We start from the raw sequence: 17,842 nt of genomic DNA on the forward strand, positions 1-17,842 counted from the left end.
CATGGCTCGGCTCTACATAAGCGCCAGCTCCCTGGCAAGGAACGGCGCCGTCCTGCTGCCTTTGGCGCGAGCCACCTGTTGCGGCGTTCCTTTCGCGACGATGGTGCCCCCTGCCCCGCCAGCTCCGGGGCCTACGTCAATCACCCAGTCCGCCTGTGCAACCGCCCGCATATCGTGCTCGATCATCACCACGGTATTGCCCGCGTCCACCAGCCGCTGCAGCTGCACCAGCAGCCTGTCCGCATCCGATGCATGCAGGCCGGTAGTGGGTTCGTCCAATACGTACAGCGTGCGCCCGCGCTGGCTGCGCTGCAGCTCGGTGGCCAGCTTGATGCGTTGCGCCTCACCCCCGGAAAGCTCCGTGGCTGGCTGGCCCAGCCGCAGGTAGCCCAGGCCGATCTCCTGCAGCAACTGCAACGGGCGGGAAATGGCCTCTTCCTCGCTGAAGAACGCATGCGCCTGGTCCACCGTCATCTGCAGGACCTCGGCGATGTTGCGGTCATTCCACTGCACCTTCAGCGTGGCGTCGTTGTAACGCGCACCGTGGCAGGTGGGGCACGGCGCATAGACGCTGGGCATGAACAGCAGCTCGACGCTGACGAAACCCTCGCCCTCGCAGGTCTCGCACCGGCCCTTGGCCACGTTGAACGAGAAGCGGCCGGCATCGAAACGGCGGCGGCGCGCGGCCGGCGTTGCGGCGAACAGCTTGCGCACGTGATCGAACAGCCCGGTATAGGTGGCCAGGTTGGAGCGCGGCGTGCGGCCGATGGGCTTCTGGTCGACCTGCACCACCCGCTGGATCGCGTCCATATCGCCTGCCAATGTGCCCCGCGTCGTTTCGATCACGGTCGGTCCGTCGGTGGGCGCGCTATCGGCGCGGTCGTCGGCAGGCTCATGCCCGAGGTGCAGCAGCAACAGCTCGGGCAGCGCCTGCGCCATCAGGCTGGACTTGCCGGAGCCGGAAATGCCGGTCACGGCTGTCAGCAGTCCCAGCGGCACCTGTGCGTCCACGCCCTGCAGGTTGTGGCGGTGGATGCCCTTCAGTTCCAGCCAGCGGTTGGCGCTACGCTGTTGGCTGGCAGGCGCCGGCACCTGGTCGAACAGATACAGGGCCGTGCGTGAATCCTGGATCTGGCGCAGGCCGTCGGGCTCGCCACTGTAGAGAACGCGCCCGCCGTGTTCCCCCGCCTGCGGACCCACATCCACCAGCCACTGCGCGCGGCGCATCAGCTCCAGATCGTGTTCAACAACGAACACCGAGTTGCCGCCGTCGCGCAGCCGTTCCAGTGCGTCGTACAGCGCCTGGCTGTCGGCCGGATGCAGGCCGGCCGAGGGTTCATCAAGCACGTACAGCACGCCAAACAGCAGCGAGCTGAGCTGCGTGGCCAGCCGTAGGCGCTGCAGCTCGCCGGCTGACAGGGTTGGCGTCGCACGGTCCAGCGAGAGATAGCCCAGGCCCAGGTCACGCAGCTGGCGTACACGCGCCATGACTCCGCCTGCCAATCGTTGTGCGGCGAGGCGCTTCTCTTCGGACAAGGCCGAGGTCAGGCGCACGTCCGGAGCGCCCTCGTGGGTCGCCTGGCCACTCGCGGCCCTCCGGGCGCGATCGCGGGGTGTCGCGCTCCTGTTGGTGCGAGCGCCCTTGCTGTGCGCGCCGAAATCACCTTGTGCGATGGGCTCCAGCAGCGCCGCCAGCTGGTCCAGCGGCAGCCGCATGAACTCACCGATATCCACCCCGGCAAAGGTGACCGAGAGCGCCTCCGGCTTCAGGCGCTTTCCGTGGCAGGCCGGGCACAACCGGCCTTCCATGTAGCGCGACACGCGCTTGCGCATCAGCGCGCTCTGGGTATTGGCAAAGGTGTGCAGCACGTAGCGGCGCGCGCCGGTATAGGTGCCCATGTAGCTGGGCTCCTGCTTGCGCTTCAGTGCGGCGCGGGTCTCGGCGGGCGTGAACCCGGCATAGACCGGCACGGTGGGGGCCTGCTCGGTGAACAGGATCCAGTCCCGGTCCTTCTTCGGCAGCTTCTTCCACGGTATGTCGATGTCGTAGCCGAGCGTGACCAGGATGTCGCGCAGGTTCTGGCCATGCCATGCCGGCGGCCAGGAAGCGATGGCGCGCTCACGGATGCTCAGCGACGGGTCCGGAACCATCAGCGCTTCGGTTACTTCGTAGACATGCCCCAGGCCATGGCAGGTGCTGCAGGCGCCCTGTGGCGTATTGGGCGAAAAGTCCTCGGCGTACAGCATGGGCTGGTTGGCCGGGTACGCACCGGCACGCGAGTACATCATGCGCACCAGGCTGGATAGCGTGGTCACGCTGCCCACCGATGAACGCGCATTGCTGGCGCCGCGCTGCTGCTGCAGGGCCACTGCCGGCGGCAGCCCGTCCATGGCATCCACATCGGGCACGCCCGCCTGGTCGATCAGGCGCCTTGCATAGGGCGCGACGGATTCGAAGTAGCGCCGCTGCGCTTCGGCGAACACGGTACCGAAGGCCAACGATGACTTGCCGGAACCTGATACGCCGGAGAAAACCACCAGTGCGTTACGCGGAATGGAAACGTCGACATTCTTGAGGTTGTGCTCGCGGGCACCACGCACCTTGACGCAACCGCTGGCGGCGGCAGCGCATGACGATTCACCAAAGGGGGTGTTGGACATTTCAGCGTTCCTGCATTCGGCGGGCGGGCCGCGCAATGGGCGCGCCCGGTAGGCCATTCTCGCTGCTGCGGAGTGAATGGTGTGAGGGCGCAGGAGGTGGAATGCCACTTTCACCTCCCCTTGCTACGCCGTTGCGCGGCCAAGGGCTAGCGTGAGTCATCTGCACGATAGGAGGCGATCATGCATCCCGATGTACTTGGCTGGATCGCCACGGCGGTCCTGATGGCGACGTTGATCCGGCAGATGGTGAAGCAGTGGCAGTCGCCAAACCCCGAAGCGGTATCGAAGTGGCTGTTCGTGGGCCAGATGACCGCGTCCGCGCTGTTTACGGTGTACAGCGCGATGCTGGGCAGCACCGTCTTCGTGGTCACCAATGCGATGCTGCTGTTGACGGCCGTGGTGGGCCAGGTGATGGCCTGGCGCCGTCGCGGCCGGTGCAACGCTCCCCCGCCCTGCTGATTGTTAACGCGTATTGCCTGAAGGATTGACATCACGTTGCCCCACTCTTGATGGGGCCGCTCACAGTGCACTCCTATGCTGGGCCCGCCACCTGACTGGTGGTGATCAACCTGGAGATTCACCATGCAACGTGATCAGAAAGACCTTCCCCACCCGGACCCGGAAGCGCAGAATCCCAATCCTGTCAGTCCACTGCAGGCGAAGCTGCACAACCGCCGCAACCATGACGAAGCGCTGCAGGAAACCTTCCCCGCCAGTGACCCGATCTCTCCCTTTGTTGCTGCACCAACCCCGGAAGAGCAGGCCAAGCGCCTTGGGGAGCGGGTCACGCTGCCAGACCGCCGCACGGATAAGGAGGCCGCGGGAGGTGACGCGTGATCCGGCGCGGTTTTGCCCGTGTGGCGGCCGCAACGGCACGATTGTCCGGCAGCCTGGGCGCATTCGTCGCCGCGCTGGGGGTGATCATCACCTGGGCCGCCAGCGGGCCGGCCTTCCACTTCAATGATACGTGGCAGCTGGTGGTGAATACGGGGACGACCATCGTGACCTTCCTGATGGTGTTCCTGATCCAGCATACGCAGAACGCCGATACGGCCGCGCTGCACATCAAGCTGGATGAGCTGATCCGGGTCAGCAAGGATGCCAACCAGGAGCTGTTGAACCTGGAATCGATGGAGCCCGCTCACCTTGAAGAGATTCGCCAGCGTTACGAGGCGCTGGCGAAGACCGCGGCAGACATCAAGTTCAAGAAAGAGCGTTGCATGCCCTGCGAGGTGGACGCGGCCGCCGAGGCCTGAAAGGCGCCGCGACGACGGCAGACCCGCGTGTGGATGTCCTGGTGCAAGGCACTGCCTGGCAGGGCCTTGCAGGGCTGTTCCGACGGAGGCCATCGACCGGGGACGCAAGCAGTCCCAAGCTGCGATGCCATCCTGAAGCCATGCCGAAGGCCTGCCGGCATTGAAATGCAGCCACACACAGTGACAGGCGCCGCTTCGTGAAGACGGCGCGCAGGCTTTCTGCTGGCGTTCCCATGCAGCCTTCACCTGGCCCCTGCTTTGGCGCAACCGGGCGACGCCTACGCTGAGCGCTCCACTCAACGCGGAGCCCACTATGGCTATCAAGACGGCGGAAGACCTGTTCATCCACGAACTCTCGGACATCTACAGCGCCGAGAAGCAGCTGACCAAGGCCCTCCCTCGCCTGGCCCGTGCGGCCGAGAATCCGGATCTGGCGGCGGCGTTCGAAACGCATCTGGAAGAAACCCAGGGCCAGATCGAGCGCATCGACCAGGTAGTGGAGGTGCTTGGGATCCGCCTGAAGCGCATCAAGTGCGCGGCAATGGAAGGTCTGGTAGAGGAAGGTAAGGAAGTGATCGACAGCATCGACAAGGGCCCTGTGCGCGATGCCGCCCTGATCGGTGGCGCACAGAAGGTCGAGCATTACGAAATTGCGTCCTACGGCACCATCGCCGCGCTTGCCAAACAGCTGGGCTACAAGGATGCCCTTCCCTTGCTGCTGGAGACGCTGGAGGAAGAGAAGGCGACCGATGAAAAGCTGACCCTGCTGGCCAAGGGCGGCGGCAATGCCAAGGCCGCGCAGGCTACCTGAGCCGCGTCGAATGCAGCCCGGCCGCCATGGAAGGCGGCCTCAGGGTTCGTACAGCACCTGGTCGTTCGGGCAGAAGAATGTGCGCCGCCGGGTGGTACCCATGTACAGCTTGCTGATCGGGCCACCGCAGACCGGGCAGATCCTGCGCGTGTGTACCTGCCAGTGCTTCTTCAGCTCGAAGCGGCGCTTCCACTCCAGGAAATCGAAGCTGTAGGTGCGTGCCTGCGTGATCAAGGCGGTGAGCTTGCGCGGCGGCAGGTTACCCAGGCGAGTGGTCGGGTGCACGCCTATGCGGAACAGCACCTCGTTCTTGATGATGTTACCGACGCCGGCGAAGATTGTCTGGTCCAGAAGCGCGTCACAGACCAGGACGCCTGGCATTGCCTTCAGCTTGCGCCGGGCCAGCTTCGGATCCCAGGCATCGTTCATCACATCCGCGCGCCAGTCGTAGACGTCGTCCAATGGCTCGCCAATGAGCTTTACGGAACAGGCATAGAAGTTCAGCTCGCCATTGTCGAACGCCAGGGACACTCGCGCCGGGGTTGGCTTCCGTTCGTCGATGCGCCAGCTGCCGAACATCATCAGATGGATGCGCAGGGTCTGATGGCTGAATTCCAACAGAAAGTGCTTGCCCCAGCTGCGAACCGCTTTCACCCTGCGCCTTTGAAGTGGCGACAGATCGATCCGGCTGTTCCCTGAAACGGTGTGGACGACGTGCCCTTTGAAATGCCTCGCAGCCTCGCACAGCAGGACGATGGATGGTCCCTCAGGCATGCTCTCCCTCCTGCAGCAGGGCCTGCAGGCGCAGGGCGTTGCTGGTGGCGTGGCCCAGCGCGGTATTGTCCAGTACGAACCAGACTGATCGTTGCGTATCCGATTCGAGCTCTAGCTCCCGCGCCAGGCCCGCCAAGGTCTGTTCGCTGTAGGCGCTTCGATAGATCTGCGGCTGGCCGTGCCAGCGCCAATAGCTCCACGTGCGGTCCCCGCCGGGAATCGCAGCTGAGGGTGCCCGTGCCGGGTCCGCTGCAACCCGGGCAACACCATGGTCGCTCAGCAGGGCGTCCGCTTCCATAGTGAACCAACTGGGATGGCGCGGCTCGCAGGCCACATCGACCTGGGTACGTGCGCGCAGACCCTGCAGAAATCCCTCCGCCGTCGCCGGTTCGTATGCCAGACTGGGTGGCAACTGGAGCAGCAGCGGACCCAACCTGTCACCCAGTGCCAGCACGCCATCGAGGAACCGCTGCAGCGGTGGCATTGCATCGCGAAGCCGGTGTTCATGGCTGATCGAGCGCGGCATCTTCACTGCGAAGCGGAAATAGTCCGGCACGCTCGCAGCCCACCGTGCATAGGTGCTGGGCAGGTGCGGACGGTAGAACGAGGAGTTGATCTCGACCATGGGCAGGCGGGTGGCGTAGCGCTGAAGAACGCTATTGCCCTGCCCAAAGGCTCCCTGCGCCGACCGCGACAGCGACCAGCCAGCGCAACCGATGCGTAGCGGACCGGGCGGCGACGGAGCTGTGTTCATCGCGCCACCCAGCCGACAGGTTCCAGAGCGCTGCTGGCAACGCCTTCCACATTTGACTGCGTCACCGACAGGAGGCGATCGAGCGCGCTGCTACTTGATGCCAGCGCCGATGCGCTGCGCACGAAGCCTGTCCAGTCGGAGATGGCGATCTTTCCCAGGGCCAGCTCATCCACCCGTACGCAGCACATCCGCCAGTGCGGGAACTGCCGCCGGCCCACCCTCCCCCGGTTGAGTTCGACCATGCCGCTGTGGCTGGTAGATGCCAGGATCCGCTTGTAAGCGCCGTTGACCCCAGCCTCGGGACCTTCGATGTACTGCAGGAAACGGGTGCCATCAAACAACAGCGTCCCGGTGACATCGGCGGATTCATTGAACAGCACCGCGTGCATCACAAGCTGCTGCAGCCGTTCCGCAGTCAGGCTGTTGGACGCTTCACTTACGTAGGCAATTGCGCGAAGAGGCATGACACCACCGGTTGTTGCAGACAGCTCTACCTTAGCGACGCGCCTCGTACGCGCAGTGATACCGGTGTGGAGGTTGCGTTGAGTTGTGGCGTGGCCGCTGCGCATCGCGTCTACATGCAACGTGCGCTTCGGATGTGCGCACGCGTGCCAGCGCATGGCGGGCTTCAGCCGCGAGGGCGGCCGGCATGGGCTGACGGTGGCAATCAAGGCGGAATGCCGTATCGGCCCAGGTCGCACTCAGACGGTCATCGAGCTGGAGAGTGCCGCGCCCGGGAAACCCTTGAGCCTGGCCGGGTCCCGGCCCGGTTCCGCCGAAATCAGCGCCTGCATCACGTGATGCTGGACGCGATGCCCACTCTCCTCCATGCCCACGAAATACACAAAACGGCCATCAAACTTGGCCTGCGCCCCCTCCAGGGCGGTGTCGGCCTGAAGGGCTCGCTTCAGCGACTTCATCCACGCCCGCTCAAGTGTGCGATCAAGCTCCATAACAACGGCGGTGCCACCGCAGTCCAGGGACGTGCTCTCGACACGCAGCACGCGGGGCGAAGCAGGATCGGTTACAGGTCGATGCATGGTGAGAGCTCCAGTGTCGAAGATGGCGGCAGTAATCCACGGCCGCTGCCAAAATGCCGTCAACAAACATCGGGCTCTTTCCACGCCACTTCGACAGTATTGGCAACACCTGCCCCAGCTTCGCACCGGGCTGACATTCCACACGCGCAGCGTTGATGCAGCACAGCACACACTGCAGTTCCCGAGGCAATACAGGCATGCGCGCATGCAACCCGATATGAGCCGGCGCAGGTGCAACCTGCTGCTGGTGGAGGATCAGTTCGATCTGGCCGCACTGATGGAGCAGGCGCTCGAAGACGGGGGGGGCCAGGTAACCCATGCGTATAGCGTGTTTGATGCGATGGGGCTGTTGGAGAAGCAGACGTTCGATGGCGCCGTGCTGGATGTGGAGCTTCGTGACGGCGTGGTCTTTCCGGTTGCCGATCGCTTGGCCGAGCTTGGCATCCCGTTCCTGTTTGTGTCTGCGGTCTATGACCAACTGGTGCCGCAGCGCCACCGAAGCGCGGCCTTCGTGGCCAAACCTTTCCACATCGCCCAGTTGCAGCAGGCCGTCCAACGCGTGATGGGCGATGCCTGCACGCCCTTGACCACGCACTGATCCTGCGTCGCAGTCAACTCAGTGGGGTGTCAGCAAGGGAAAACCCGTTTCACTTGTCCTGCGCCGCCCTGCGAAATTCGGGAGGGTCGGCCTACAGCAACGCGTCGACCAGTCAGGCCGCTTTAGCATAGGGTTCGACGATCGAGAGGAGCTTTTCCATCGCGGTAGCTCCCGCCTGGTTCGTCGCCGCCCGCTGGATGAAACTGGTCCAGTCAGCAAGGGCGATCATCCGCAGCTCATCCGCACTGACTGGCAGGCAGCGCATTGGCCAGAACGGCAACCGCCGTTGCCCGACACGCCCGCGAGCAAGCTCCATCAGGTCGGTGTGACTGCCGGCGCCGCTGACGCGGGAGAAGGCCACATCCAGCCCATCGGCGGGGCCCTCCATGTATTGCAGGAAGTGCCGGCCGTCGAATAGAAGGACGCCGGTCACACCCGCTGATCGGTTGAAGCGGGCCGCATCTTCCATCAGTGCTTCCAAGCGCGCGGACGTGAATCCAGCGACGGCTTCGCTGACATAGACAATCGCTCTGTTCGGCATGGTGGCGCTCCTGCTCTCCCGGTCGCTCAATCTAAGGCCGGTGTCGTTGAGAGACCGTAAACGCCAAACGTGAATTGGTCACATATTGCCCGGCGAACCGGGGTTTTTAACAGCATTTCCGTTGCATTCCGCCATGGCGCGCCGAAATGCCTGATTTTCAAGTCAACAGGATTGGCTGGCCCGCCGCCGAAGCGGCGCCCGCCGCTCCCATCTCCGCCAGATAGGCTGAAAATCCCCCTGTCGCGCGTCCTGCCAGGCGGGCACTGGTCATGACGAGCGGCGCACCCGCCCACCGCACATCAGCGCCGAGGCGCTGCAATGTCCTCACCAGCTGGACGTCCTCCCCGCAGTGCAGCGGCGAAAAGCCGCCTGCCGCACGATAGGCCTGGGCGGAAACACCCAGGTTCGCACCGTGGATACGCCCATGATCGTCCCCCCATTGCTGCCGCCTCCGGAACGCCTTGCGCAGGCGCTCCTCGGCGCTGCAGTTCGTTGCGATGTCCACCAGCCCGCAGAAGACGTCCGGGCGTGCCTCAAGCTGTGCGACCAGCCACTCAGGAGGTACCTCGCTGTCCGCGTCCGTGCTCGCCAGCCATCTTGCACCCCGACCCAGCAGCTCGGCGGCGGCGGCGGCCCGGGCGATGCCCACGCAGCGTGCATCCAACCGCAGCGTATCAACCCGTTGCTGGGCGCAGATGGATTCCGTGGCGTCCGAACAATCGTCCAGCGCAACAATCACCTCCACCGCTTCGCCACCCAGCCCGGGATTCAGGGCCGCCCTCCTGATCGACTGCAGGCACCGCTCCATGCTGGCGGCCTCGTTGTGGGCCGGAACCAGCACGCCTATCACCGCAGGCCCTCCAGTCGGGCCAACGACATCGCGCCGCGCGTCCAGCCCTGCAGTACGAAGTCCGCGTCGCGATAGTGGAAGGCCTCCTGCAGGCCTTCACCGAGGCATCGATGCACGACCTCGGTGCGGCTCGCGCGCCCCGGGAACGAGGGCAGCCAATGGCAGGCCACCAGCAGTCCATCATCACGAAGCGCTTCCCCGATACCGGTGCGCAGCTCGCGCAGCGCGCCGGCTCCCAGGTAGTAGCCCATTTCGCCGCAGACGATCAGATCGAAGCGGCCCGGCGGCCATTGCTCGGGATGGCTGGCGCAGTGGACCTGCACGTGCGGCAGGTGGGCCAGGTTGCGGCGCGCCTGGAACGCAGCACGCGGGCTGATGTCGGTTGCCAGAAGGCGCTCGCAGCGGGCGGCCAGGGCCTCGGTCAGCACGCCATTGGAACAACCCAGCTCCCACCCGCGAATGAAATGGCGCTGGCTCAGGCTTGCCAGCAGCAGTGCACGCTTGCGTTCTTCATACCATCGGCTTCGGTAGCCGAACGGGTCCTCCTGCTCATGCAGGTCATCGAAGTACGGTTGCGCGCTCATGCCAGGAATACCTCGTAGTTTCGGAAGAATCGGGTCAGTACATGCGCGGGCAGCACCGGAGGGCTGTTCAAGCCCGGCACGTCGCCCGTCTGCGTCCGGAAATGCGCGATCGCGTTTCGTTTCGCGGCCGCCACTGCTGAAATGTCGACCAGTCTGGGCACCTCCCACGCCATATGTGCACAGGCCGGATCCAACCAGTGCCATCCCCAGACCGGGTACTCCAAGCGGCGGCACCTCACCGCCCGGGCGGCGCGGCAGGCAGCACGCCCTGCCGCTTCATGGTCGGGGTGGCCATCAAACCGCCATGGCGCCAGGACCAGGTCACGCGGCTGCAGATGCTGTTGCAGCCAGCCTTCCAGGCCCTGTTCGTGCGTGCTGACCGCGCCGTCGGCGATACCCAGGTGAAATATGGAACCGGCCGGGATGCCGAGTTCGCCAAGGGCCGCGGCAAGCTCCGCCCGCCGTGCCGACCGCAAGCGCCCTGGCGTCCACCACGGCTCGCCCGGATAGCATGCTTCGCCGTCCGTCACGGCAACGACGCTCACCTCCATGCCCTGCCCCACTGCGTGATGGAGCAGTCCGCCACAGCCGAGGATTTCGTCATCCGGGTGCGGCGCGACCACCACCAGGCGGTCATGCCCGGTGCACAGCCCGCTTGCCGGTGTGATCGGCTGCTGCCAGAGCCAATGGCAGCGCAGCCATGCCTGCTCCTGGGTTCCTTCGCCTTGCAGCGGTGCTTTGGCTACAGCGCCCATGTCGCCTCCTGGGCCGCCCGCTGCCCACCCAGCCACTCCCAATCGCGGTCGGCGTGGTTCTGGCGAAGGAACACGGTCAGGTCCGCGCAGCGGTGGGCATGGGCGTCTTCCAGGCACATGGGCGCCGGGCCCAGGGCCCGACCCGCCAGATCCAGCACGCGCGTGGCCGCACGCTCGATCACGCAACGTACCCGCACCACGTCCTCGCGATGCGCCGATTCGGGCTCGGCATCGATGCGTGCCGCCAGTTCGCGAAGCAGCGCCGCGGCCGGCGCCAGCGCGAGGTCCACTTCGCCCAGTAGACGTGCGCGATTTCCCTCGGTGCAGGCGGATCGCATGCGCTCTGCCAGCGCGACCGCTGCGCCAAACCAGACCGCCGCAATACCCGCGCCTCCATGCCAGAAGCCCGGTCGCTGCAGATAGTCATCGCGCGCGCCCAGTATCACCATCGGCGCGGCATCAAAGCGCACGGTGGTGGACGGAATCCCGGCCATGCCGACGGCGGGCCAAGGCTCACCCGACAGCGTCGTCCAGTGCTCCGCCGCGACCTGGCATAGCCACACCCCCTGAGCGCTGCGAACCGTGACCAATGCGGCATCCACCCAGGCGCTGCCCGAACACCAGGGCTTGTCCCCGCGCAGCCTGCCCTCGGCGTCGATGCGGAGTGTGCTCGCCGGGCCCTCTGCCGCCCACACCGCCCACAGTTGGCCTTCAGCAGCCGACGGGGCCTTCAACTCGGCCATGATCGCCTGCGCGTCGTAGTGTGCCTCCAGCACCTTGGCCAGGCAGAGATCTTCGCCCCCCAACGCCGCAAGCGCCCTCCAACGATCCAGTGTCTGCCCGCATCCCGGTAATGGCAGTTCAGGCTGCTGGACGAGTAGCTGGCGGGCGCGGTTGATCAATGATGATGGCGGCGTCACATCCTGCATGAGGGCTTCTGCAATGAAGACATGTCATGAACGTAGGCGGCAGGCGGTCACATCACTGTCTTGGAGGTGTGGCGGGCACATGAATGCCCTGCGCAGTGATCCTCACGCACCTGTCCCACGCCGTTGCTGCCTCACGCGCAGGCACTGCTGCAATTCCCACAGCCATGGCAGCACCACCAGCACCAGCGCAGGCAGCAGAACGAGCCACCAGGTCTCAAGCGCCGCAGGATCCATGCTCAGCGACCAACGCGGCTGCGCGTGCCAGCCGACCCAGCCCAGCAGAACCCAGGGCGCGGCATCGAGCACGCTGTGTACGTGCTGCTCCGCTGGACTGATACGCCGGCGACCGTCCGCGCTGACGGTGTCGAAATAGCCGGTGATCGCGTGTGCGGTGACCAGAAGCGCCAGGAGCGCGACGAGTGACCGGGTATTCTCCAGCAGGAGCCATGCCAGAACGCCACTGCCAATCAGCAGTAGCTGCAGCCCGTGCAATGCGCTTTCCCGCAACGCAGAGGTGTGCGGCAGGTCGGTACGCCGGTGGAAATGGAAGTCGAGCCAACCGGCGGCCAACCAGAGCGCATAGACGCACGTCATGATGATCGCGCTCATGTCGGCACGCTCAAGGTGTCAATACGATCTTGCGGCAGTCGTCGTCCTTGGCATCAAACATTGCATAGCCTTGCGCTGCATCGGCCAGGCGCATCCGGTGCGAGATGATGTCACCCGGGTCCAGCTTTCCTTCCATGATTGCGTCGAGCAGTTCCGGCATCAGTCCCTGCACATGGGTCTGCCCCATCTTGAACGTCAGCCCCTTGTCGAACGCGTCACCCAGCAGGAAGCCATGGATGAAGCCGGCGTAGACGCCTGGGATGCTGACCACCCCGCCGCGGCGTGCTGCCGCGATGCACTGCCGGATCGCCACGCCGCTGCTGCCTTCCAGTTTCACGGCGGTCAATGCTGACTCCAGCGCACTGCCCTCGGCCTCGAAGCCTACCGCCTCGATGCAGGCATCCACGCCCCGCCCACTGGTGTGGGCAAGAATGAAATCGGCCGGGTCTTCGATCTCGTTGAAATCGATGGGGGTCACCCCGTAGGCCCGGCGCGCATAGTCCAGGCGGTAACGAAGATGGTCGACCATGAAGATGGTCTCCGCCCCCAGCAGCCGGCAGCAGGCCGCGCTCATCAGCCCTACCGGGCCCGCACCGAAGATGGCCACCGTTGAGCCCGGCTTCACCCCTGCGTTCAGCGCGGCCTGGTAGCCGGTGGGGGGGATGTCAGACAGGAACAGGACCTGCTCGTCGGCTACGCCTTCCGGAATACGTAGCGGGCCCACATTCGCCTTGGGCACGCGCACGAACTCCGCTTGGCCACCGGCAACCCCGCCATACAGATGGCTGTATCCGAACAGCGCGGCCGGCGGCAGAAGGCCCTTCTGATTCAGCGCGGCGCCCTTGCCGGTATTGGTGGTTTCGCAGGCGGCATACTCGGCCAGCCGACAGTGGAAGCACTCACCACAGGCGATCACGAAGGGAATCACCACCCGATCCCCCGGGTTGACCTGGGTGACGCCGCTGCCGACCTCTTCCACGACGCCCATGAATTCGTGGCCCAGCACATCGCCGTCGTGCAGATCGGGAATCTTGCCCCTATACAGATGCAGGTCCGAGCCGCAGATGGCGGTAGCGGTAACACGCAGGATCAGATCGTCGTCAGCCGCCAGTACCGGGTCCGGCACGGTCTCGACACGTACATCCTTGCGGCCGTGGTAGGTCAATGCCTGCATCGCGCTTCTCCAGCAAGAGGGGGTTCCAGCATCGCAACACCCCCCTCCCCCTGCGGTGACATCCCGGTGTGCATGGTGTTCATTTCGCGACGTCACCGCGTTAACCGGATTGATTGCACGCTTCAACCTCCTGCTGCAGGAGCAACCCATGACCGACAAACTCCCCTTCAATCCGACCACGGACGTGGATGATCAGTCGAAGGCACATACGCCGGACAAGCGGCGCAATGATCGAGCCAGATGGAAGGAGCACGACATGCCCGACGATGGCGATGGGCCCAAGGCTGTACCCGAGGACTACGAGCGTCCTGATCCCGATCCAACAGGGAAACGTTGAGACCACATCACATTCTGGATGCGCAGCAATCACAAGTCATGGCGCTGCGACCGCGCAAGCTTCATGCATGGTCTCTGGAACAGCCTGAACGAGGTGTTGCATGTGGAAGCGCAACGGTCTCTCGCTGGTGCTGCTTGTGCTCACCGTCGTATTCATTGGTGGGCAGGCAATTGCGGGACATCACGTGCACAACCAGGAGCTGGTGCAGCACGGACGCACGCCGATCGATCTCTGGCACTACTTGGCAACCGGGCATTTCGTCAGCGCCACATTTGAGAACTGGGAGAGCGAATTCCTGCAGATGGGGATGTATGTCCTTCTGACAGTGAGCCTTCGCCAGCGCGGTTCGGCCGAATCGCGGCCCTTGGACCCTGCGCAGGAACAGAATCGCGTCGAGCCGGGGGCCACGCCCTGGCCCGTGAGGCTTGGTGGCGCATGGAAGATCATCTATGGCCATTCGCTTGCGATCGCCTTCGGCCTGTTGTTCCTGACCAGCTTTACGCTGCACGCATTGGGAAGCTGGCGAGCCGAACAAGCCGAGCAGCAGCTGCAGGGCCTGCCAGTGCCGGGCTTTCTCGAGCACCTGGCCAGCAGCACGTTCTGGTTCGAATCCATGCAGAACTGGCAAAGTGAGTTTCTGGCCGTGCTGTCTCTGGTTGTGCTGACCATCTTCCTGCGCCAGAAGGATTCGCCACAGTCCAAGCCGGTCGAAGCGCCCCATGCCCAGACAGGAGATTGAGGCATGGCACGTGCCCCTTCTACCGCCCTGCTGATCATCGACATGTTCAGTCGTTTCGACTTCCCAGGTGCAGATGCGCTGGCGCCAGCGGCAGAGAAGGCGGCCCGGCAGATCCGCCGCCTGAGAGACCACTTCGATGACCAAGGGTGGCCAGTCATCTATGCCAATGACAACTTCTCTGATTGGAAGCGGGACTTCCGCCAGCAAGTGGAGCAGTGCCAGCGGGACGGGGGGACGGCTGCCCGAATTGCCACAACCCTCTCCCCCCTGCCCGGCCACTATTTCGTGCTCAAGCCCAAGCACTCGGCGTTCCTCGCCAGTCCCTTGCCGATTCTGCTGGCCAAGCTGGGAGTACGCCGTCTTTGCCTCACTGGCATGACGGCCGACTCGTGTGTCCTGGCCACGGCGCTGGACGCCAACGCCAGGGAGTTCGAGGTCGTGGTGGCATTGGAAGCTGTGGCGGCGATGCCCTCCCAGAAACGGCGTGCACTGGCAGTGCTGGTGAACTCGGGTGCAGCCCGGGTCGCTCGACTTTCGTCGCTGGTCTCTGCGTAATCGGCAGGGTCAAACCGAGGCAGCTCAGGCCCGGTCCGCTACACCTTGTACACCGGCATGACCGGCGCAATGTGCACAGCAGAAGATCTGGCCCTTTCCTTCAACGCCATGTCCGATAACCGCGCAGTCGCAATGTGCACAGCGCGGTGCGAATGCATGGATGGCGCACTCGAACGAATCGAAGGTTCCGCTGCGTCCGCCCTGCTGCAGGGTGAAACTCTTGTCGTAGTTGTTGCCGCAGACATCACAGGTGGCCATGTCGCACCTCTTTGTGCGTAAGGGAGGTGCAGTGTGGTGAGCGCGGGTGTCGGTGGCCGTGAACGCAGCGTGTCCAGGAGGTCCAGAATACGCATTGCAAGGTACTCGTAGAACGTGCCCCGCCCAGTAGACGGGTGGGCTGTCCAAGCGTGCGTTCTGCCTGGTCAAACTCTTGCCGCGTTCTGCATCGGTTGGGATGCGGCACGTTTCCGGATCGGTAGCGAAGAACCCGCACGCGAGGGCCGGCTGCAGGGCGGCGATCCAGTTCCAGTGAGCCCATCGCGGCTGTGATGCCGGACGGTCATCGAGGCAACATCGACCTAGACCCGCAATGCCTCCAGCACCAGGCTGAACGCCGGGGAAGGCTGCCGCCTGCTCGGGTAATACAGATGATAGCCGGGGAACAGCGGGCACCAGTCCTCCAGTACCCGCACCAGGCGGCCGCTTTCCAGATGGGGTGCCAGCTCATCAACGGGCAGATGCACCAGGCCCAGGCCATCAAGCGCGGCATCGACCATGTGCGGTGACGTGCTGAACACCAGCGGGCCATCCACGCGCACATTGATCTCGCGACCCTTCTTCTCGTACTCCCACACATACAGTCCACCGCTGGTGGGAAGACGGATGTTGATGCACCGGTGACCAGTCAGATCGCCCGGCACCTTCGGCATTCCGTGCGCAGCGAAGTAGCCCGGCGTCCCTGCGGTGGCCATGCGCAGGCGTGGGCCGATGGGCAGGGCGACCATGTCCTTGTCGATGGATTCGCCAAGGCGAACACCGGCGTCGAAGCGGTCGGCAACGATGTCACGCAGTGCATAGCTGACATCGAACTCGATGCGGATGTCCGGATAGCGGTGCAGCAGCGGCATCAGCTTGGGCAGCAGCACCGTGCGCAGTACGTGGTCGCCGCTGGTGATCCTGACCTGCCCGGCCGGTGTGTCCCTCAATGCAGTAAGAGCTTCGAGCTCCATTTCGATGTCGTCGAAGTGGTTGCCGATCGACTGCAGCAGGCGCTCGCCGGCCGTGGTCGGCGAAACGCTGCGCGTCGTGCGCGTCAGCAGCCGAATACCGAGACTCTCTTCCAGGGTCTTGATGGCCTGACTCAGTGCGGACTGGGTAACCCCCAGCACGCCCGCCGCGCGGGTAAAGCTGCCCTCCCGCGCTACGGTCACGAAAGCCAGCAGGTCATTGAAGTTGCGTCGTGCCATGCGTGCAGTGTGTCACAGGAATTAATTAGCACAACTAATTGAGCCATTCGCAATTGATTATCTAATCAAACACCCGCGCGTGGTCCAGACTGGCCCCCTCCCCCACCACGGGAGCTCCGGCAGCCGGAGCTTTCCGCCGTCATCGCGCTTCTGGGCCTGGAAACCTTCATGAGTTCACTCAATCTCCCCCCGACCGGGGCGAGCACGGCCGCGCCTGTTCGCTCGGCATCCCCCAGGGAATGGGGTGCCGTGCTGGCCCTGTCACTCGGCGCCTTCGCGCTGGTCGCTTCCGAATTCATGCCGGTCAGCCTGCTGACGCCCATCGCCACGGACCTGCGGGTCGAGTGAAGGCCAGGCCGGACAGGCCATCGCGGTGTCCGGCGGGTTCGCCCTGGTCACCAGCCTGCTGGTCTCGCCACTGGCCGGGCAGCTGGACCGCAAATGGCTGCTGCTGGGCCTCACTACCGCAATGATCCTCTCGGGAACGCTGGCGGCACTGGCGCCCAGCTTCCCGGTGTTCATGCTGGGCCGTGCGCTGATCGGCGTGGCCATCGGTGGCTTCTGGGCCATGTCGGCGGCCACCGCCATGCGCCTGGTTCCTTCGCACCAGGTGCCCCGTGCACTGGCCATCGTCAACGGCGGCAACGCGCTTGCCACGGTCATTGCAGCGCCGATGGGCAGCTACTTCGGCGCCATCATCGGTTGGCGCGGTGCGTTCTTCTCGCTGGTGCCGGTGGCTGTGGTGGCCCTGCTGTGGAAGATCGCCGCGCTGCCATCGATGAAGGCGACCGCCGGGCGCGCTTCGTGGAATGTGTTCGCGCTGTTGAAGCGCCCGCCGGTGGCGTGGGGCATGGCGGGCGTGAGCCTGTTCTTCATGGGCCAGTTCTCGCTGTTCACCTACCTGCGCCCGTTCGTGGAAGCCACGCTGCACGTATCACCTTCGACGTTGTCGCTGTTGCTGCTGTTGATGGGTGCTGCGGGCCTGGCCGGCACGTTGTTGATCGAGCCCTTCATGCACAAGGCACTCTTCCGCACACTGGTGCTGCTGCCCGCACTGATGGCCGTGGTGGCGGTGTGCATGATCCTGCTCGGCAACACGCTGCCGAGGGTGGCGGTGTTGTTCGCCCTGTGGGGCCTGCTTGGCACGTCGGCGCCCGTGGCCTGGTGGTCGTGGCTGGCCCGCACCCTGCCCGATGACGGCGAGGCCGGTGGCGGCCTGATGGTAGCCGTGGTGCAGATGGCCATCGCCATCGGTGCGACCGTGGGCGGCCTGCTGCTGGACCACCAGGGCTACCGCGCCACGTTCTGGTTCAGCGCTGTCCTGCTGTTGGGCTCGGTGGTCACGTCCTGCATCGCTGCGCGCTCGGCGCAGCACCATCGCCTGCCTGTCCATACCTGAAGGAGTCCCC

General features: G+C 64.8%; 22 protein-coding genes and 1 pseudogene. 9 read left to right on the plus strand and 14 right to left on the minus strand.

Annotated features, from left to right (window positions below; all coding sequences use genetic code 11):
* Positions 1-12: 12 nt before the first annotated feature.
* Positions 13-2,661 carry an excinuclease ABC subunit UvrA gene (locus tag ACZK2R_RS11410; protein ID WP_180837068.1) on the minus strand — a complete coding sequence of 883 codons (2,649 nt, stop codon included), beginning with the start codon at positions 2,659-2,661 and terminating at the stop codon, positions 13-15.
* Positions 2,662-2,841: 180 nt separating this feature from the next.
* Here ACZK2R_RS11410 and ACZK2R_RS11415 point away from each other — a divergent pair, with 180 nt between their 5' ends.
* The 4 genes from ACZK2R_RS11415 (at position 2,842) to ACZK2R_RS11430 (ending at position 4,728) form a co-directional block, all read left to right on the plus strand.
* Entirely contained in the window at positions 2,842-3,120 is a 279-nt protein-coding gene (locus tag ACZK2R_RS11415; protein WP_219630815.1) for a hypothetical protein, read from the plus strand.
* A 123-nt stretch (positions 3,121-3,243) separates the two neighbouring features.
* Complete coding sequence (locus tag ACZK2R_RS11420) at positions 3,244-3,498, plus strand: hypothetical protein (protein WP_180837070.1); 255 nt, start codon at positions 3,244-3,246, stop codon at positions 3,496-3,498.
* Positions 3,495-3,917: a low affinity iron permease family protein gene (locus ACZK2R_RS11425; protein ID WP_071228246.1), complete on the plus strand. Its 423-nt coding sequence runs from the start codon at positions 3,495-3,497 to the stop codon at positions 3,915-3,917. The genes ACZK2R_RS11420 and ACZK2R_RS11425 overlap by 4 nt, the downstream gene beginning before the upstream one ends.
* Positions 3,918-4,230: 313 nt before the next feature.
* The gene (locus tag ACZK2R_RS11430) at positions 4,231-4,728 is read left to right on the plus strand and encodes a YciE/YciF ferroxidase family protein (RefSeq protein ID WP_180837072.1); all 498 of its coding nucleotides are present in this window, start codon (positions 4,231-4,233) and stop codon (positions 4,726-4,728) included.
* 39 nt (positions 4,729-4,767) lie between these two features.
* On the opposite strand, the gene ACZK2R_RS11435 is transcribed toward ACZK2R_RS11430, so the two are convergent.
* The 4 genes from ACZK2R_RS11435 to ACZK2R_RS11450 all read right to left on the minus strand — a co-directional run bounded on the left by ACZK2R_RS11435 (position 4,768) and on the right by ACZK2R_RS11450 (position 7,296).
* On the minus strand, positions 4,768-5,502 hold the full coding sequence (locus ACZK2R_RS11435; RefSeq protein WP_180837074.1) for a DNA-formamidopyrimidine glycosylase family protein: 735 nt from the start codon (positions 5,500-5,502) through the stop codon (positions 4,768-4,770).
* Entirely contained in the window at positions 5,495-6,256 is a 762-nt protein-coding gene (locus ACZK2R_RS11440; RefSeq protein WP_180837076.1) for a DUF72 domain-containing protein, read from the minus strand. Before ACZK2R_RS11440 ends, ACZK2R_RS11435 begins: the two co-directional genes overlap by 8 nt.
* A complete protein-coding gene (locus tag ACZK2R_RS11445) occupies positions 6,253-6,720 on the minus strand; it encodes a BLUF domain-containing protein (protein ID WP_180837253.1) in 468 nt (155 codons plus the stop codon). The genes ACZK2R_RS11440 and ACZK2R_RS11445 overlap by 4 nt, the downstream gene beginning before the upstream one ends.
* Before the next feature lie 237 nt (positions 6,721-6,957).
* A complete protein-coding gene (locus tag ACZK2R_RS11450; RefSeq protein ID WP_258015725.1) occupies positions 6,958-7,296 on the minus strand; it encodes a hypothetical protein in 339 nt (112 codons plus the stop codon).
* 205 nt (positions 7,297-7,501) lie between these two features.
* On the opposite strand from ACZK2R_RS11450, the gene ACZK2R_RS11455 reads away from it, so the two are divergent.
* Positions 7,502-7,894 (plus strand): response regulator, encoded by a 393-nt coding sequence (locus ACZK2R_RS11455; RefSeq protein ID WP_180837258.1) that lies wholly within the window; start codon positions 7,502-7,504, stop codon positions 7,892-7,894.
* A 112-nt stretch (positions 7,895-8,006) separates the two neighbouring features.
* Here the strand turns inward: ACZK2R_RS11455 and ACZK2R_RS11460 are convergent, their stop codons facing one another.
* From ACZK2R_RS11460 to ACZK2R_RS11490, 7 genes are all read right to left on the minus strand, one after another.
* Positions 8,007-8,435: a BLUF domain-containing protein gene (locus ACZK2R_RS11460; protein ID WP_049463400.1), complete on the minus strand. Its 429-nt coding sequence runs from the start codon at positions 8,433-8,435 to the stop codon at positions 8,007-8,009.
* A gap of 157 nt (positions 8,436-8,592) precedes the next feature.
* Positions 8,593-9,285 (minus strand): glycosyltransferase family 2 protein, encoded by a 693-nt coding sequence (locus tag ACZK2R_RS11465; RefSeq protein WP_125893190.1) that lies wholly within the window; start codon positions 9,283-9,285, stop codon positions 8,593-8,595.
* Complete coding sequence (locus ACZK2R_RS11470) at positions 9,282-9,869, minus strand: class I SAM-dependent DNA methyltransferase (protein WP_180837078.1); 588 nt, start codon at positions 9,867-9,869, stop codon at positions 9,282-9,284. Before ACZK2R_RS11470 ends, ACZK2R_RS11465 begins: the two co-directional genes overlap by 4 nt.
* Positions 9,866-10,624, minus strand: a complete 759-nt coding sequence (locus ACZK2R_RS11475; protein ID WP_180837079.1) for a PIG-L deacetylase family protein — start codon at positions 10,622-10,624, stop codon at positions 9,866-9,868. Before ACZK2R_RS11475 ends, ACZK2R_RS11470 begins: the two co-directional genes overlap by 4 nt.
* Complete coding sequence (locus ACZK2R_RS11480; RefSeq protein ID WP_180837081.1) at positions 10,612-11,553, minus strand: acyl-CoA dehydrogenase middle domain-containing protein; 942 nt, start codon at positions 11,551-11,553, stop codon at positions 10,612-10,614. Before ACZK2R_RS11480 ends, ACZK2R_RS11475 begins: the two co-directional genes overlap by 13 nt.
* A 102-nt stretch (positions 11,554-11,655) precedes the next feature.
* Positions 11,656-12,162, minus strand: coding sequence for a hypothetical protein (locus tag ACZK2R_RS11485; RefSeq protein WP_125893182.1), 507 nt, complete (start codon positions 12,160-12,162; stop codon positions 11,656-11,658).
* A 10-nt stretch (positions 12,163-12,172) separates the two neighbouring features.
* Entirely contained in the window at positions 12,173-13,336 is a 1,164-nt protein-coding gene (locus tag ACZK2R_RS11490) for a zinc-dependent alcohol dehydrogenase (RefSeq protein ID WP_180837082.1), read from the minus strand.
* A 148-nt stretch (positions 13,337-13,484) separates the two neighbouring features.
* On the opposite strand from ACZK2R_RS11490, the gene ACZK2R_RS11495 reads away from it, so the two are divergent.
* The 3 genes from ACZK2R_RS11495 (at position 13,485) to ACZK2R_RS11505 (ending at position 14,967) form a co-directional block, all read left to right on the plus strand.
* Entirely contained in the window at positions 13,485-13,673 is a 189-nt protein-coding gene (locus tag ACZK2R_RS11495; RefSeq protein WP_080355380.1) for a hypothetical protein, read from the plus strand.
* A 100-nt stretch (positions 13,674-13,773) separates the two neighbouring features.
* Positions 13,774-14,412 (plus strand): DUF6766 family protein, encoded by a 639-nt coding sequence (locus ACZK2R_RS11500; protein ID WP_180837084.1) that lies wholly within the window; start codon positions 13,774-13,776, stop codon positions 14,410-14,412.
* Positions 14,413-14,415: 3 nt separating this feature from the next.
* Positions 14,416-14,967 carry a cysteine hydrolase family protein gene (locus ACZK2R_RS11505; RefSeq protein WP_180837086.1) on the plus strand — a complete coding sequence of 184 codons (552 nt, stop codon included), beginning with the start codon at positions 14,416-14,418 and terminating at the stop codon, positions 14,965-14,967.
* A 24-nt stretch (positions 14,968-14,991) separates the two neighbouring features.
* Here ACZK2R_RS11505 and ACZK2R_RS11510 read toward each other — a convergent pair whose 3' ends face one another.
* Both ACZK2R_RS11510 and ACZK2R_RS11515 read right to left on the minus strand, forming a co-directional pair.
* A complete protein-coding gene (locus tag ACZK2R_RS11510; RefSeq protein ID WP_049422290.1) occupies positions 14,992-15,225 on the minus strand; it encodes a hypothetical protein in 234 nt (77 codons plus the stop codon).
* Positions 15,226-15,545: 320 nt separating this feature from the next.
* Positions 15,546-16,433 carry a LysR family transcriptional regulator gene (locus tag ACZK2R_RS11515; RefSeq protein ID WP_006367409.1) on the minus strand — a complete coding sequence of 296 codons (888 nt, stop codon included), beginning with the start codon at positions 16,431-16,433 and terminating at the stop codon, positions 15,546-15,548.
* A 168-nt stretch (positions 16,434-16,601) separates the two neighbouring features.
* Here ACZK2R_RS11515 and ACZK2R_RS11520 point away from each other — a divergent pair.
* Positions 16,602-17,832: pseudogene (locus ACZK2R_RS11520) on the plus strand (MFS transporter).
* The last annotated feature ends 10 nt before the right edge of the window (positions 17,833-17,842 follow it).

This window comes from Stenotrophomonas sp. 96582_Sma (assembly GCF_056480905.1).